Source organism: Paenibacillus sp. UNC451MF, assembly GCF_000686845.1.
Lineage (GTDB): Bacteria > Bacillota > Bacilli > Paenibacillales > NBRC-103111 > Paenibacillus_S.
In genome coordinates this window covers 68,086-84,198 of the sequence record NZ_JMLS01000017.1, presented here as the reverse complement: position 1 = coordinate 84,198, position 16,113 = coordinate 68,086, and the positions used below count along the sequence as shown (strand labels likewise).

General features: G+C 44.7%; 14 protein-coding genes. 4 read left to right on the top strand and 10 right to left on the bottom strand.

What is annotated here, in order from left to right:
• Positions 1-152: 152 nt before the first annotated feature.
• On the top strand, positions 153-1,025 hold the full coding sequence (locus BP97_RS0117510; protein WP_028550252.1) for an AraC family transcriptional regulator: 873 nt from the start codon (positions 153-155) through the stop codon (positions 1,023-1,025).
• A gap of 11 nt (positions 1,026-1,036) precedes the next feature.
• Here BP97_RS0117510 and BP97_RS0117505 read toward each other — a convergent pair whose 3' ends face one another.
• Genes BP97_RS0117505 through BP97_RS0117480 form a run of 6 tightly spaced genes read right to left on the bottom strand, consistent with a single transcriptional unit; the run spans position 1,037 to position 6,565 of the window.
• A complete protein-coding gene (locus BP97_RS0117505; RefSeq protein ID WP_028550251.1) occupies positions 1,037-1,819 on the bottom strand; it encodes an IclR family transcriptional regulator in 783 nt (260 codons plus the stop codon).
• 15 nt (positions 1,820-1,834) lie between these two features.
• Positions 1,835-2,473, bottom strand: a complete 639-nt coding sequence (locus BP97_RS0117500) for a carbohydrate-binding family 9-like protein (RefSeq protein ID WP_051620690.1) — start codon at positions 2,471-2,473, stop codon at positions 1,835-1,837.
• Positions 2,457-2,882, bottom strand: coding sequence for a RidA family protein (locus BP97_RS36715; protein ID WP_064745715.1), 426 nt, complete (start codon positions 2,880-2,882; stop codon positions 2,457-2,459). The genes BP97_RS0117500 and BP97_RS36715 overlap by 17 nt, the downstream gene beginning before the upstream one ends.
• Positions 2,883-3,734, bottom strand: coding sequence for an SMP-30/gluconolactonase/LRE family protein (locus BP97_RS0117490; RefSeq protein WP_028550249.1), 852 nt, complete (start codon positions 3,732-3,734; stop codon positions 2,883-2,885).
• A gap of 24 nt (positions 3,735-3,758) precedes the next feature.
• Complete coding sequence (locus BP97_RS0117485; protein ID WP_028550248.1) at positions 3,759-5,084, bottom strand: aspartate aminotransferase family protein; 1,326 nt, start codon at positions 5,082-5,084, stop codon at positions 3,759-3,761.
• Positions 5,081-6,565, bottom strand: a complete 1,485-nt coding sequence (locus BP97_RS0117480; protein ID WP_036746106.1) for a M81 family metallopeptidase — start codon at positions 6,563-6,565, stop codon at positions 5,081-5,083. The genes BP97_RS0117485 and BP97_RS0117480 overlap by 4 nt, the downstream gene beginning before the upstream one ends.
• Before the next feature lie 455 nt (positions 6,566-7,020).
• On the opposite strand from BP97_RS0117480, the gene BP97_RS41060 reads away from it, so the two are divergent.
• Entirely contained in the window at positions 7,021-7,248 is a 228-nt protein-coding gene (locus BP97_RS41060; protein ID WP_028550246.1) for a GntR family transcriptional regulator, read from the top strand.
• A complete protein-coding gene (locus tag BP97_RS36710; protein ID WP_028550245.1) occupies positions 7,245-7,970 on the top strand; it encodes a LacI family DNA-binding transcriptional regulator in 726 nt (241 codons plus the stop codon). Before BP97_RS41060 ends, BP97_RS36710 begins: the two co-directional genes overlap by 4 nt.
• Positions 7,971-8,314: 344 nt before the next feature.
• Here BP97_RS36710 and BP97_RS0117460 read toward each other — a convergent pair whose 3' ends face one another.
• Together BP97_RS0117460 and BP97_RS0117455 are read right to left on the bottom strand one after the other, a co-directional pair.
• Entirely contained in the window at positions 8,315-9,190 is an 876-nt protein-coding gene (locus BP97_RS0117460) for an amidohydrolase family protein (protein ID WP_028550243.1), read from the bottom strand.
• The gene (locus BP97_RS0117455; RefSeq protein WP_028550242.1) at positions 9,177-12,311 is read right to left on the bottom strand and encodes a GNAT family N-acetyltransferase; all 3,135 of its coding nucleotides are present in this window, start codon (positions 12,309-12,311) and stop codon (positions 9,177-9,179) included. The genes BP97_RS0117460 and BP97_RS0117455 overlap by 14 nt, the downstream gene beginning before the upstream one ends.
• Before the next feature lie 342 nt (positions 12,312-12,653).
• On the opposite strand from BP97_RS0117455, the gene BP97_RS0117450 reads away from it, so the two are divergent.
• The gene (locus BP97_RS0117450) at positions 12,654-13,868 is read left to right on the top strand and encodes a bacillibactin exporter BcbE (protein WP_028550241.1); all 1,215 of its coding nucleotides are present in this window, start codon (positions 12,654-12,656) and stop codon (positions 13,866-13,868) included.
• 83 nt (positions 13,869-13,951) lie between these two features.
• On the opposite strand, the gene BP97_RS0117445 is transcribed toward BP97_RS0117450, so the two are convergent.
• Together BP97_RS0117445 and BP97_RS0117440 are read right to left on the bottom strand one after the other, a co-directional pair.
• Positions 13,952-14,770, bottom strand: a complete 819-nt coding sequence (locus tag BP97_RS0117445; protein ID WP_028550240.1) for a DUF2935 domain-containing protein — start codon at positions 14,768-14,770, stop codon at positions 13,952-13,954.
• Between the two features lie 88 nt (positions 14,771-14,858).
• Positions 14,859-15,767: a cation diffusion facilitator family transporter gene (locus tag BP97_RS0117440; RefSeq protein ID WP_028550239.1), complete on the bottom strand. Its 909-nt coding sequence runs from the start codon at positions 15,765-15,767 to the stop codon at positions 14,859-14,861.
• Between the last annotated feature and the right edge of the window lie 346 nt (positions 15,768-16,113).

Genomic DNA, 16,113 nt, shown 5'->3' with positions numbered 1-16,113 from the left:
ATTGATGCCTTAATTATCGCGCAATTCAAACAACGTATTCTATAGAACAATCTGCGCTTTCCTTACAAGATTTTGCTCCTTTTTCCTCATTTCGGATGTTAATAAGCTATGTTATAATAACTATCATCTGGTTGACAAGGCGGTGATCCGAATTGGATGCTTTGAAGAAAATTGAACCCTTCGAAGGAAAGCGCTTTCCATTACGTATGACGGAAGTGAAGAGCTCCTATCATTTGGTAAGACCTCACTGGCACGATCACCTTGAATTTATTCATCTTTTGGACGGCACTGTTCAGGTCCATATTGACAACCGAACCTTCACCGTGGATGCGCCGGCTATTCTTTTCATTAACAGCTGCAAGATACATTCGATGCAAGCATTGCACGGCAAAAGCTGTACCATTCGCGGTATGATTTTTGATATGTCCCTATTAGCCGGCTCCTTGGAGCATTCCGAATCACAGCATGTGTACGCCCGATTTATTCAAACCGCTCCCATATTAGAGCCGATTGTCCCCTCTCATCCGATATGGAATGAATTGGTTGTCCATTTTGAATTGGCCTACCAAGAATACTCCATGCAAGCGATCGGTTGTGAGCTAATTATCAAGTCCTCCCTTTATCGCATGATCATCCCTATCTTACGGGGCTATCAACGAGAAACATGCCTTAACAAAGATTTGGGCAAAAGTCTCGCTCACTACAAGCGCCTCAAGCCCGCAATTGATTTTATCGAATCTTGCTACGATCAAAAAATTTATACCGACACACTTGGTGCTCTGGTGAATATGAGCCCGTTTCATTTTACCCGTTTCTTTAAAAAAGTGACCGGAATCACTCCCACGCTGTTCATAAATCGTTATCGGGTCGAGATGGCCAAACGGCTATTGATTCAGCAGGATTTGACGATTACGCAAATTGCAGAGCGCACAGGCTTTTGTAACGTCAATTATTTTGATAAGGTATTCAAGGAAATGAATGGGTTTACCCCGCTTGAGTTAAGAAAACAATTCACTGAGGGATAGACCCATTCTTACTACACCTGAAAATACAACAGCCAGCTAAGCTTTCTAGCTCCTTGCATGACCTGCTCCTCCATTTGATTCCAGGTCGTTTCATCCAATCGGCTTAATGGAATGGAAATACTCATGGCTGCTACAATTTCCTGCTTCGCATTCACGATGGGAGCGGCAACGCATTGAATCCCTTGCACTGCTTCTCCCTTGCTATAAGCAACCCCTGTCCTGCGAATCTCATGAAGCTGCTCCAACAGCTGATCCAAATCGGACAAGGTATGATCGGTAAGAAGACCCAGACTCTGGGTTTCGTACATTGTTACTATCTCCTGATCGGGCATTGCACTTAGAAAAAGCTTGCCCATAGCTGTCGTATGAAGCGGCAGCTGCATACCCAAATGCGATACAAAACGAACTGGATGTGTGCTTTGTTTTTCCGCTATATAGAGAATGTTCCTGTCACTTCGGATGGATAAATATACGGCTTCATTAACTTCAGAGACGATCTGCTGCGCGATGGATTGAAACTCTGCGGTCAGATTCGTGTGCTGCGCGTATTGGGCGCCGATTTGAAAGATTTTATAGCCAAGATGAAACAGCTTGCCATGCTCATCCTTCTCCAGGTACCCCCGGTGAACCAGATTTTGTACAATTTTGAAAACACTGCTCGCGGGTAGCTCCAGACGTCGTGCAATGTCCATTAGACTTAATTCACGTACCCCTTCTTCTGCGAACAATTCAAATATATCCAAGACGCGATCGGCCGATTTGACCGTTGGGTTTGATTTTTCCGATGTACTCATAGATGCATCCATCCTTTAGTCAAAAAGTAATATGCCGAATCGGGTGGCCAAGTGAAAGGAAGGATGATAGGTAGGTGACCATGCCCAATAGCGTCGAATTCCTGCGGCATCCTGGTCGATGCGATAAAAATTTATTTTCCAGCATTGGCCATCAAGAGGTACTCCATCCAAGCTGCTGAAAGGTATTGTAATCTGATATTCAAGATCCCCGTTCTGAAGCGGAATGACCGAAGTGACCATCCCCTCCATATCCCAGGAGGTATTCACCTTCAGCCCCTGTGCATTCTCAGGATAGTTATCATTAGTAATGGCGGCGTCAAAAATAACATTGCGCGGACTCACTTCAATCTCTTTGTACTGCGATCCGTCCCCACCTTCATCGATAAAGATTTCCACGACATCCTCTTTATACAGCGGATCGTCCCTCTCCGTGTAGGAAGAAACGATTACTCCGTCCTCCTCACAGTAAAAGCGGACGTGCAGCTCATGGGCACTCCGGCAGCATTGAACATAAGTACGCAGAGCGGGTTGAGCTCCAGTACGGCAATCCGATAGTTCTATCCTCGGAATGGCATCCCAGTCAATGAAGCCAAGCTCTTCCAATACTAATGGGCAGCGATACACATAAGGAAGATTGCTACTCGGAGTCTGCATGAGCTCCAGCCCCATCAAGCACTCTATCAGCAGCAGCCGTCGGGGCGAGTGCAATCACATCAATTTCTACCAGAATGTCAAAATTCAAATCACAGTAGATCGTAGTTCTGGCAGGAAACGGATACGAAAAAAAGCTCCCATAAATTTTGTTGAACTCCTCATAATGCGCCCTTTCCTTCAAATAAACGTTAACTTTGACCACATCGTCCAAGGTGGCGCGGGCTTCATGCAGGATGCTTTGGATATTGTGCAGCGTCTGGTTGGTTTGTCCTCTTAATTCAGAGCTGACGATTTGCCCGGTGTTTGGATCTAATCCCCCCTGGCCGGATACATATATAAACCCTCCCGCTTCAATGGCGGAGCTAAAAGGTTTCCCGTTGTTTTCTTGTCTCGACATTGTTTTTTTCATCTAAAATCGCTCCTTTTCTAAATTGTTGTGCAAAAGCGCCCAGCACCTTCCCGCGACCTCCGTCCGGAAGGTTTCGACTGCTCCCGTGTCTGCCATAGTGACATAGCAGGTACGACCATCCACACCACCAAAGGTTAAGTTCGTACATTGCTTACCGTGTAACATAATTTCTCTGATTTGCTTGCCCTGCGGGGAAAGTACGGCAATCGTACCCTTTCCGAAGCGTGTCACGTACACATTTCCTTCTACGTCACAGCGCATGCCGTCCAGTCCATAGTCAGCAAATTCGTAGAACAGCCGTTTATTACTGATCTGACCGTCCACCGTCAAATCGTATTGCCATATTCTTCTTTGAACGGTTTCGTTCACGTACAAGGTTCGCTCGTCATAGCCGACTTCAATCCCGTTTGTGGTACCCATTCCAAATTCCAGCAGCTCATCCTTGCCGTTCTCGTCAATACGCCAAAGGTTCCCATCTGATTGCTTCCAATTCGGGTCGCTTGTAAACCAAATGCCACTCCTTGTTACAGCGAGGTCATTAGGCTGGTTCATCGCAGGCTGCTCCATGAAAGTATCGATCTCCCGTGTTTGCATATCGACGCGTAATATACGGTGTCCGGTATAGTCGGCTATGAACATTGGACCCGATGGATGAAAGCGAATCGCGTTCCCAGTTGCTCCTGCTGGAAGCTCAAGAAACAGACGACTGTCTCCTTGAGGAGTAACCACTCCAATCGTATGCCTTCTGGCATAATTTACAGCATACAAATTACCGTCCCTGTCGCAAGCAGGTCCTTCAATGCCAGAAGTAAATTCATGCGGATTTGTCAAAAGGCGGCTTTTATACAGCATGATTCTCGCCTCTCTTCCTTGTCTCTACACCTGATTATTGTGGGCTATCTTCTGTGCAACCCGTTCTACCGCGGACAAGGTCTTATCTATTTCTTCCTGTCCATGAGCTGATGAGACATACCAGAGCCCATTGGGACGAACGAGTACCCCTTCGTGCAGCATCTCCTCAGCAAATCGTGTATATAGTTTCATATCCCGAAGATTAAACGTATCGAAATCGTTCACTTCGGTTCTATCAATAAACATGACATGGAATACCGGACCTAGTTGATTGACAACGACTTGATGACCGTTACGGGCAAGCAAAGATCGAATGCCATCCGACAGACGGATTGCGGTGTTCTCCATCTCCTTGAGCACTTGTCCGTTTTCCTTCGATAACTCTTCAATGACTGCTAATCCAGCTGCTGTTGACAGGCCGTTGCCATTAAGCGTACCAAGGTGCATGACAGTGCCTTCTTCGATGAGACACATAATCTCTCTCTTGCCTGCTACTGCGCTTAAAGCAATCCCCCCACCCAACGCTTTGCCGATGGTGACAAGATCCGGAAGGATGCCGAAGCGTTCATGCGCCCCACCAAGCCCCATGCGAAATCCGGTGATCACTTCATCCCAGATGAGTACGATATCTAACTTTGACGTCAACTCGCGCATGAATTCCATATAACCCGGTTTGGGTGCAATACAACCCGAATTGCACATAACGGGCTCTGTTATGACCGCTGCTATCTCATGATGATGTTTGGTTAGCGTCTCTTCCAAAGCTTCGGGATCGTTCCACGGCAAGAGGATAATATCCTGCAAACTGCTGCGGCTTTGTCCGTTTGTTCCCGGGATGATATCCGAGCTCCCTTCGGTTGAGCCTGCAGAAGAGAAGTCCGGGCTTGGGAAGGAAGTAAAAATGGTGTCCGACCACCCATGATAATGACCATAAAATCGGACGATTTTTCTTTTTGAGGTAAAGGCTCGAGCTAGCCGCAGTGCGAGCATCACCGCTTCGGTACCAGAGCCGCTGAATGCGACCTGCTCGGCGCAAGGCAGTATTTCCGTTAAACGCCGGCCCAATTGAATCTCTCCGTCGTGCTGCATGCCGTAGGTGCTCCCCTTTTGCAGGGCTTCGACGATTCGCTCGTTAAACCCGGGATGGGCATGACCAAAGATCAGAGGGCCATATGCCAACATATAATCAATGTATTTGTGGCCGTCCACATCTTGAATTATCGCTCCGTACGCTTTGTGTACGTACAAGGGCGTCGGCTTCATCGAAACTCGGAGACTGCTGGCTACCCCTCCCGCCACATAAGCTTTTGCTTCTTGAAATTTATCAATCGATTGCTGGTATCGGTTCATTCTGCATGCTCCTTTTCAAATGAATTCCATGGAAATACAGATGGAGGTACATGACGATATGGGAGACTATCCAGCGAAGAGGTACAGCATCCAGATGTGTCCACCTCGATAATCTTCTTGGCATAGGGTCCAAAGGCGCTAATCCAGGCTACGGCCGATTTCACTACAATGATATGGAAGAAAGAAGGATGCAGCCCTAATGATTCAACATGCCCTATATCCCAGGGAGGCACCCGCTCGGAAGTAAGAACAAGGGTCACTGGACCTGCTTCAACAACGGCAGTTGTTCCCATAAATGCTATGGTACCCTTCATGTATGGCCCCCGATGTGTATACATTCCGTCAAAAAGCAGCCGGATCTTCCCCTCAACTGGAACCGGCTTGCCGTGCAGGTTGTCACTTTTGCCTCCAACCGTATACGAGAAGAGCTTGCCTACACCTTGTTGACATGCGAATGTAACTGCCTCAGGGTCTCGGATAACAATCAGGCTTCTTACAGGGAGCCTTAGAAGCTCATGCAGCAGATGTGTAGCATCAGCCGGGGAACCGCCGCCTACATTATCGGACCCTTCCACCAGAATGACGGGTCCCTCATCGGCTTCCAGAACAGATCGCATTGCTGACGACACACTTACCACTTCAGCTTGAAACTGATCCCGCAGAGACCAGGCAAGGTGAGCCAGCTCATCCGCATAGCGATGTGCCAAGGCTTCCCGTCCATTGGTCGTCACAGCAAAGCACATGCCCGCAAAAGGTACGTCGCTGTACGGAAATCCACCGCAAACGGTTACATTTAGCACGTCAGGGTCACGCTCCACTGCAAACGCCTTCTCCATGATCTGCTTCATGACGCCTTGTGTCGTGATCATTTTTTGAGGAACTACAAGCATATTCGGTCTTGCCAATACCATCACAGGCTGAATCTCTCCACGAATTTGGCGAACCAGCAGCTGCAAAGCTTCCATCCCGCGTTCATAAGCATCGATATGAGGGTAAGTGTCATAACCGATGAGCAAATTACACAACCGGGACATGTTTGATCCCAGATTGGCATGCAGGTCCACAGTGACAGCAATGGGAATCTCTACACCAATGCGGCTTCTGATGGCCTCCAATATAGCTTCTTCCATATCGAGGCAGCTCTCAGATACCATCGCTCCATGAAGGATAACGACCCAACCATCAAGACCCGGTTGAATCGAATGTGTCAGCTCCTGCAAAATATGCCTCGCAGCCTCATCCGACACTATTCCTCCAGGCGTCGCCGAAACATACAAACCAGGTACAAGAGTTATTGAGTTTTGTAGCGCTGCATCGATCACTCCTCCCATCGTAGTTCGAGTATGCTGGAACAGCTCCATGAAGGCAGCTTCCCCCAGCGTGCAACAATGGCTGAAGTCACTCCAGTGCGTTAAACCAGGTGCAAACGTGTTCGTTTCATGGTAAACACCTACGACCCCAATTCGTAACGGTTCTGACATGCAAAGCTCACCTGCCTTCACGTCCTAATGAATTATAAATTTATTAAATTATGGAAGTTATTGTAGCACGACCATTCATTTCACATCAAGAAAATTATTTTATATTTAGAAAATTTTTCTTAACCATTTAAACCTCATAGTAACTAAAAAGAGCGTCCGTAACTAACACGACGCTCTTTTAATGATTTATTGCTTAATTTAATCAAAATAACAAAATTGCTCGTTATTTCTTGAGTAAACAATTCATCACCGCATGCAGGAATACTCCAATGATGAACGATCTCCACAAGATGGTGAAACGATATGCACATGCTTTTAAAATAACATGTGTATCCACTCCTATATCCTATTGATAATGACGTTTCATTATTTATATGTGGTTTCTAATAGCTTTACTAATAAGAAAGTTAGTTGTATATTTGTTATAAAAAAGAATACAAGGAGAACATCATCCTATGTCAAACGCCCAGAAAAGGGTTCCTATGTATATACAACTAAAAAACTACATTTATACTCAAATTCAAACCGACGTCTGGAAAGCAGGAGACAAGCTACCCTCGGAAAATGAACTGGCCGAACAGTTTGATGTTAGCCGGATTACCGTTAAAAATGCGATGGCTGATATGGTAGAGCAAGGCTTAATTTATAGAATTCAAGGCAGAGGCTCTTTCATTAAATTTTGAAGGAACTAACCCAGCTCGGTGTTAACGGTATTATTATTTATCCTGTAGACGGGGAATCGTTTAACGATGAAATCTTGAATCTGACGCTGGATCATTTCCCGCTAGCCATTATCGACCGATATTTGCGCGGGCTTGACACCAACTGTGTCAGCTCGGACAACTACGTCGGCGCTTATGATGCAACCAAGCATTTGACCGGATTGGGCCATACTCAAATTTGCATTATTTGCTCAGTTCTCACAGGTACTACAAGCATTGAAGATCGCTTACACGGTTACGAGCGGGCTTTAAGTGATTCCGGATTGTTTATCGATTACCGCCTACGACTAAGCTTGAACCAAAGCAGCGAGCCGCCTATCGATCAAATAAAGCAATATTTGCTGCAAAATCCGGATATTACCGCCATTGTTGCGACGAATTCAAGCATCGGCATGATGGTTAATAAAGCAGCACACTTACTTCAACTGGATGTCCCCAAGGCTTTGTCGATTGTCTGCTTTGACGATTATGAGCAATCGGATTTATCTGAGGTTCCGTTAACCTACATTGATCAAAACGAAAAGAATATGGGACGCGAAGCAGCCAATCTGGTAGTTTCCCTCATCAGAGAACCGCAGTTGGATCGCCGCAATGTGATTCTTCCTAATGAGCTCGTCATCCGCAGCTCAACAGGACCTGTTCGTCAAACAGATAACCCCTTCGCCCCTACTTCTACGGAATAAGTTCCATAGTTATTCATCTTCCAGCCATCGACAGCCAGCATCCGCTTCTGCCGGTTCGGAATTCCTCGTTACCAGTTCCTCACCCGCATTTCTAACAATATCGATTAGGGCACACTTCGAAATAATCGTCGATGACGATCATTTGTCCATCCAGCAAATTGTCTATCAAATCAACCAGTCGAAGACGAAATTGCTGAAAGGGTAAATCCACATGCTTGCCTTTGTATAAAGGATTGCCTGACATAAAAAGTTCTGAATAGACGCATCCTTTACTCCCTTTGACCATTAATAACACGAAGAAAAAGCCAGATTTCCTTCTTGGGAAGGAATTCTGGCTTTTCTGTTTAACGTTCAGCGAGGAACTGAGCAATTTTAGGAAATACGCGTAACGCATTATTATAAAAAACATTATCCTGATGCTTCTCTGGAATGAGATGTTTCACAAAGTCAATATATACATCAATGGGAGCAAGCGGCCAATCGGTTCCGAACAGCATTTTCTCATAGTTGTCGGCATAGACGAGCGCTCTGCGAAAATGATCCATAAACAGCGGCTCATTCATAAACCTGTCGAACTTGAGTCGATCGCCTACGACTAAACCGGATAAATCCGCGAAGACGTTCGGATTTTTGGCGACCACTTCTGCTGCGTCCATGACCCAAGGGTCCCCGAGGTGACACAGCATGAATCGAACGCCTCTCTGCTGGTAAGCAAGCTCATCGACGGTGAGCGGATGGGAATATTTCAGCAGACCATCGATGGAATAGGTGTCGCCCGTATGAATAACTACCGGGAGATCATACTGCTTAGCCAGCTCGTATACAGCCCCGTAGATGGGATCCGTAACATAATAATGGTAGTATCCAGCATAAAGCTTAATTCCGGCAACGTTACGCGAAGCCAGCCGTTTTTCTATCGCATCCAGCTGCTGCAAGCCATCGGAGCCCGCGAGTTGAACAGGGTTAATGCCGACGCATTCCATCAAAAACGGCGGCATCGGATCAGCCAAATCAAGCCTCATCGGATTCAATGCATCCTTGTCCGGAAAAGCTCCCTTCGTCTGTTCCTGAACGCCCATCCCGACTCCCAAGATGACATCGTTTCGTTCGAACTCGCTCTGAAGCCCGGCTACGCTATAATCAACCCCCGAAAGCTCTCTCGCCGTATGATGAAAGCTCTCAATGTCGGACAAATGAATGTGAATATCAATAATCGGCATTACGGCCTCCTTGGTTATGAGCTTCATCAAAACGGATGTCGACTAATCCCTGAAGCTGCTTGTAGGTAAACGGTGTATTTCCGAAGATTATAAATCCGGGAGAACCCCACACGGTATTACCATCAAGCAGCGGTACATTCTGCGACACCCTGTGCTCGATTAATAAATTATTGGTGTAAAGCGATGCATTCGAACCTGGATGACGGCTCACTGCATGCAATAAAGTTGAACGATCATCGGAGCCAAAGCGGATGACACCTTCGGATTGAATCGATAAACCTACCTTGCCGCAGCGGTAGCGGATGTCGTTATCTTTTTCCGCCCACCCTTTTGTAAGCTCCCGATCGGGGTGAAGAAACGTGTTCACCGTACTTCGGAATTGATTGTAGGACAAGCCTGACCGGTTCGTCAATCGGGTCACATAACAAAGCACCGGCGCAGAAGGTAGTAGCAGAGTAAATAGGCTTAGCTCCAATCCGCGGTTTTTTTCGTGCTTGCGGATCCATGTGCGCAGCTCAATGCCGCGCCACTCGTTGCCGAAGCTGTCCATTAGTGTAACGAATTCGGCACTGCGCGGCTCCTCCAGTTGAGTAAGCGATGACATACCTTGTATTGAAGCCGAAATACCACCTAGCCATGGATTCGACCAAGAACGCGGACCCGGTACAGGAAATGAGCTGTCAAGCCACTCCTCCCCTTGATACTTAAGAGAATGAAGTGCTGACCCAAAAGCTGGTGACGCTTCAATGCTTAGTATCCCGTTGTCGCAGCGATAGAGTTCCCCTGCTTCTCCTTGACCTATCTCCTGAACGGTCGGCGTGTTCGATATTGGTATAAAAGCGACGCTTCGTTCGAACGTGAGATCGGCTGCCTCGAATTCCATATGTACCGCTCCGATTTCGCCTGCTGATTGATCAGCTATAAGGAAAGAGGCTGCATACATCTCTTCTGTTTGCTCGTACGTTTGATTCACCTGTTCAAATCCTGCCGATGTCGATGATAAGCTCAGCTTGCCATCCAATGGCTGTCTTCGATGCTGCCTTAGCTCAATTATAGCATCAGAACGAGTAAACGGATTTCGGTTCTTCAAAAGCAGTTCACAATGGTCACGCAGCAGAGGACGGATAGCCTCTCTTCTTTTCAATGCATAGGAACGAAAATCCCACCAATCCGTATACGTGCCGATGGTAAGGAATGTTGAAGGCGTTCGGTAGGATTCACCCTCTGCCAGTCGCCCCACGTTATATTCAATACCAAAATGCCATTCTGTTTTTATCAGTTTTGCAGAAGAATCCCAGTAAAAGCCGAACGACAGCTTTTCAGCGCGGCTGAACATCCAATGCTCAGAGATACGATTAAGCTCCCAATCATCGCTATCAGAAGCGTGTTGATCGGCTAAGTCATAATAATGCCCGTCATAAGGAAGTACGAGCTTCTTCCATTCAAAGTAGAATGTATCGTTGAGGAAGAGGTCGTCAGACAATGATTCCGACGAACCGTTATAGACTTTAAAATATCGCTCCACAATTCCATTAGATTGCAATCGGCCGTACGCCGTCAAAGTGATGCCAGGAAAGTCGTCTGATACATAATCAGCTTCAATAACCACAGTATCTCCATCGGTAAATACTTTGACACTTTCTGCTGGTTTCTTCATAAATTCAAGCGAGTACGGTCTGCCCATTCTAGGGTAAAGCCAGGAATGTTGGTTGCCTCCATTAAAGTGGGATACCCAAAAGTCATTATTTTTCTTATTTAAGCCCAATGTGTAGGGACCATTCACTGCTACCCAATGATCTAGCGCATCGCCACCGTATTGCCCGGAATTTCCTTTAAAAATACTGTGTAGTTTGCTCCTATAGGACACTTCCGGGAGGTTATTCGGCTTAGTTTTGATCAAGACATCCTCGGAATAAAGTCCAAAATCGTTAAGCCTATAGGAAATCGGTACGGAAACTTTGCCCTTCGCTGGGATATCGACTTTTACCTGAGGTATATCATACGTAATAAAAGATGATGGCGGTAACGTAAATTCGAAAGTGGCTTGCACATTATAATTATTTTCAAACGTAACAAAGGCTTCCCCCTGCACATCCGTATATTGCTCTTGCCCTTGCACTTCCAATTTAACTTTAGCTGGAAACTTCGGTGCAATTCCTGTCCGAAATAGAGCTTTGCGTCCGTTAATGGTCCATTCCGTCGTTACAGCCGGATGGGTTTTCCAATCGCTCTGCTCTTCCTGCACCGGATCAAGCTCGAATTCTCCTTCAACAACCCACTTATCATGAACGGAGACCGTTTCATCCAGCTCGAAACGAATGTTTTTATCGCTAATTCCCCGAACCGTGCAGTCTAAATGTCTGCCTGTTTTATTTCGTATAACGTATCGTACGGGGTAACTCGAGCCGAATACCAAAGCATGCTCATCGATTTCCGTATGGATTGAATAATCATCTGTTTCAATAAGTCGCATTCCTCTGGCTGTTTTCTCAAATTCCACTCGCAGCGACACTCCGTTTTTTTCCCACACATACTCAAAATAGTCAAATCCGCTTTCCGTTCGTCCATCAGGAGCTATATCCAATGAGCGTACGCTGTCGGCATACCAATCTAGTTTATCCCAATACGGTTCCAATGCCTCGGTTTGCAGCACTGTAGGGATAAAATTCATCAAATGAACGGAGTTTTCTTTCTTTTCCCAGAAAAATCCGCATTTTTTATACATCGGAACTGCCTTCGTGTTGCCTGCCCATGTGAACAGATCGAGTCTGGGCCACCCCATCTCAATTGTCGTCTGTACTGCTTTAAGGATAAGGGACTTTCCGATCTTGCGTCCATGATAAGAGGGACTCACATTCAAAAGCGGAACATAAAGCGCTCCTTCGTCATTTTTATAATGTGAGAAGCTGCAGTATCCAACGACTTTGTTATGTATTATCGCTAGGAATAACTTCAGATAGCCTGCGTTTTCAATTTCTCGTACTACACTCTCCGCCGTTCGGACACGATTGCTTCCTCCCCAACTCTCATGACTCTCATTCCACATGGCTGCAATTTGCTGTGCATAGATAGGATCGTATTCAACGATTTGTACTTGCTCTAAATCTAAATTCGAGCTCACGTTCCCTTTCACCTCATCTCGGACTTTAACAACATTCATAGTGGCTAATCCATTTAATTGTAATTTAATACCATATATAGGTAAAGTGATTTAATAACTATAACAAAAATGGACGAGTGACTCACCCTCCTTCAAGTACTACGTAAAGCCATACTTTTTCCATTGTTACCCATTCTTGTTCCAAGTTGATCTCTCATTTTCGCCCATCCATATATTGTATATTCTCAACCACCCTCCTTTATTGTACATAAGCCAGACGATCTACATAGTAAATCAAGAGTAAGGGTATATTATGGGTTGGATATTTGGACCTCTATTCTCATTAGAAGGACAGGTGCATAAATGGAAGAAAGTAAAAAGTGGGATCTTATAGCAATCGCATCTATACCACTTATCATGACTTTGGGAAACTCGATGCTTATTCCTGTGTTGCCAGCAATACGCAGCAAATTAGGAATAACCTCTCTTCAAGTGAGTCTGTTAATCACTATTTATTCCGCCGTAGCCATTATATTTATACCTGTGGCAGGGTATTTATCAGATCGATTCGGCAGAAAAATGATTATAATTCCAAGCTTACTGATTACAGGTTTAGGAGGGTTAATTTCAGGCTTAGGTGCTTGGTGGGTTGATCAGTCCTATATCATTATCATGTTAGGTCGCTTACTACAGGGGATTGGCGCGGCAGGCGCTTTTCCAATCGTTCTTCCTCTGGTTGGAGATATGTTTAAAAAAGAAGACGATGTAAGCAGCAGTCTGGGAATTGTTGAGACTGCAAATACGTTCGGCAAAGTGCTTAGCCCTATTTTAGGATCAGCTTTGGCTTCCGTTGTATGGTTCTTGCCCTTCCTTACCATTCCTGTTTTCTGCCTCATATCTGCCTTACTCGTTATTTTTCTTGTAAAAGCCCCGAAAAAGGACTGCAATGAGAAAAAAACCTCGGTTACCCGCTTCCTTAAAGAAATAAAGCAAATATTTAAAAATAACGGTCGATGGTTATACGCTATATTTACAATTGGAGGTATTTGCATGCTGGTCATCTTTGGTGTCTTATTCTATTTATCCGATATATTGGAAGAGAATTACCATATAGAAGGAATAATTAAAGGATGTATTTTAGCTATTCCATTGGCTTTTCTATGCATAGCTTCCTTTGTTACAGGTAAGATAATTGGAAAAAACATGGTATTGATGAAGTGGATAACTTTTTCTGGAGTTACTGTATTAACCGCGAGTCTTCTATTGATTGGTTTTTTTCATTCTGTCTTAATTCTGATTATTTTTATATGTATTAGTGGAATTGGAATAGGTGTCGTCTTGCCCTGTTTAGATGCGCTAATAACTGAAAGTATTGAAAAATCCCAACGGGGAACGATTACTTCGATTTATAGCTCCATGAGATTTATCGGTGTTGCCGCAGGCCCTCCCTTAGCTTCCATACTTATAAAGAATTCTCCATCCATCCTGTTTTTCAGCATCGCTGCAGCGTGTGCAATAGCAGCTGTCCTTGCTTTATTGGCCATTAAGCCTGCAAGTAAATTAAGTTCTTCTCAATAAAAAAGAGAGCTGGATGCCGAAGCACCTGCTCTCTAAGTATCCAATCCGTTTCATGTTTTGCTGTTTAAACCCGAACCCAAGTCTTATTTCTTACTCTGCTGATGTGATTGAGCTCCCCCAATTAAGTTTGCTTCGAACATATCAATGATAAACAAGAACCTCTCGGCTTCACGAAACACATGGTCGGCAAGTAAAGGATGAATAATACTTTTTATGCGACATGCATCAATTAAATCTCTCGCCGTCTTTTTAAAGTCTCGAAGCGAGACGACAGAAACCCGATTTTCATCTAGGAATTGGCCCAGAAGAGGCTGGGTTTGTGATTGAGGGCGCATACCACTCAAATCAATAGCTTGAAACAGTAATTGGTCAAAGTCATGGCTAAAGTTTCTCGCTTGTTCAACTAATTGACGTTCTGACGGGTCAAGAAGATGTCCTATGAACTTGGCGTGATCCGCCATAATTCGCAAAAAGAATACATTTTCATCTATAATCGCATCCGGCAACGGTTCTAGCTTTCCTTCATTCAATTCCTTTAAGCGATTTCTAAAATAATTCGCCTCCCTGCTTACATGGTCAACGAGCAGAGGGAAATTATTACCGCCTGGAAGTTTACATTGTATAATCAGTCCCAGAACTTTTCTTTTAAAAGCCCAGATATGAGTCGCCGCTGTTTGTACTTCAGCATTAAATCGTTTAATTTGCTCGGGATCAGTTGACTCGGTAAACGAGTGGGAAGCACCTTCTATTTGCTCAAAAATACTATAAAATCGATTTGCTTCCTGTATTAATTCAGTATCATCGCAACGAAATCCAAGCTTGAGAAATAAGGAATGTTCTTTCATAATGCGTGACCAGAACCTAATTTCATCTAAGGAACGCCTGACAAATTCATTGGACAACTGGATCCCTCCCTGTACGGCAATTCTAATACACTATATATAGTAGCCTGGAGAGGGGGATATTCTGATTAGGATCAATTAGGACAGATCAATTATTCACTTTTTCTCCTTCGTACCATGGATTTAAGTGAATCAGTACTTCTTCTACATCATGATGCTGTTTCATTATCGTTTGTTTGATTTTTCGGGACACATCGTGCCCCTCCTGGACGTTTAATTGAGCCGGTATTCCAACGCGAACATCAATCATCACGTATTGACCAAAGGCTCTTGCGCGAAGTCTATCAATGCGTTTTACTTCCTGAACAGAAAAAACAAGCTCCTCATACTCCCTTAGCTTTTCTGGGGAGACCGTTTTCTCCATCAACACATCGACAGATTCTTTGCCCATGTGATAGGCAAGCTTTAATACAAAGTAAGCAACAACAATACCCGCTGCAGCGTCTCCATAGCTCAAGAAATTAATACTGTACTTGTCACCAATGATGGCTGCACCGATCCCAACGACTGCTGCAATGGAAGCATACACATCAGCCAAATGGTCAAGCGCTGTAGCTTCTAGACTTTTGCTGCTGGTCTCTTGGCTAAGCTTCATACAATAGATGTACAGCCACTGTTTCCAAATTAACGAGATGACCGCTGCAATTAAAGCAATAAAACTTGCTTCAACCGCTGTATGGAAAAATGATTCAATAGAGTGATACGCAATAAAGATGGCAGCTAATGCCATAATAATCGCTACCATCGCAGAACCAATAAGTTCACTTTTACCATGTCCATATGGATGGTCCTCATCAGGTGGTTTTTGAGCAACCTTTGCTGAACCTAAAGCAGCCATTGTTGCAATAACATCCCCTGCATTGTGAATACCATCTGCTATCAGCACCTGACTATTGAACAAAAAACCTACGATAAGTTTAATCCCCGTTAAAAGTAAATTGCTTATTAAGCTTATCCAAATTGCAATCACATTTGCAGCCACTTTCTGAGTGCTCACACAATCCTACCTCCAAATCACCAGCTCGTTACTTATGTAAAGATCTTGTCCACAGGATTAATCTTTTAAAAGACAACGATAGTAATCATACTTTATGAAATATGTGTGGGTCTAGAGAAACAGTTTTGTGATAATCCTTAAATCTGAGCAGAGGTAAACAATGTTGAGTGAGTCCAAAAATTTTAGCAGTCCCTATGTCGCAATATCTCATTTCAGTTAACCGGCACTCCTTAAACATAAAGAGGTAAGGGAATAAATCCCTTACCTCTACCCAGGCGTACGGCTTACAGTACCAAATGCTACCCTGAAATTTGTAAACTCTTGTACGGGTCCCTTATTATCTTTT

Bases quoted from the DNA above. Each gene is read 5' to 3' on its own strand.
- BP97_RS0117485 (WP_028550248.1), bottom strand. From the start codon at position 5,084: ATGAACCGATACCAGCAATCGATTGATAAATTTCAAGAAGCAAAAGCT.
- BP97_RS0117460 (WP_028550243.1), bottom strand. From the start codon at position 9,190: ATGCCGATTATTGATATTCACATTCATTTGTCCGACATTGAGAGCTTT.
- BP97_RS0117500 (WP_051620690.1), bottom strand. From the start codon at position 2,473: ATGCAGACTCCGAGTAGCAATCTTCCTTATGTGTATCGCTGCCCATTA.
- BP97_RS0117450 (WP_028550241.1), top strand. From the start codon at position 12,654: ATGGAAGAAAGTAAAAAGTGGGATCTTATAGCAATCGCATCTATACCA.
- BP97_RS0117480 (WP_036746106.1), bottom strand. From the start codon at position 6,565: ATGTCAGAACCGTTACGAATTGGGGTCGTAGGTGTTTACCATGAAACG.
- BP97_RS0117505 (WP_028550251.1), bottom strand. From the start codon at position 1,819: ATGAGTACATCGGAAAAATCAAACCCAACGGTCAAATCGGCCGATCGC.
- BP97_RS36715 (WP_064745715.1), bottom strand. From the start codon at position 2,882: ATGAAAAAAACAATGTCGAGACAAGAAAACAACGGGAAACCTTTTAGC.
- BP97_RS41060 (WP_028550246.1), top strand. From the start codon at position 7,021: ATGTCAAACGCCCAGAAAAGGGTTCCTATGTATATACAACTAAAAAAC.
- BP97_RS0117490 (WP_028550249.1), bottom strand. From the start codon at position 3,734: ATGCTGTATAAAAGCCGCCTTTTGACAAATCCGCATGAATTTACTTCT.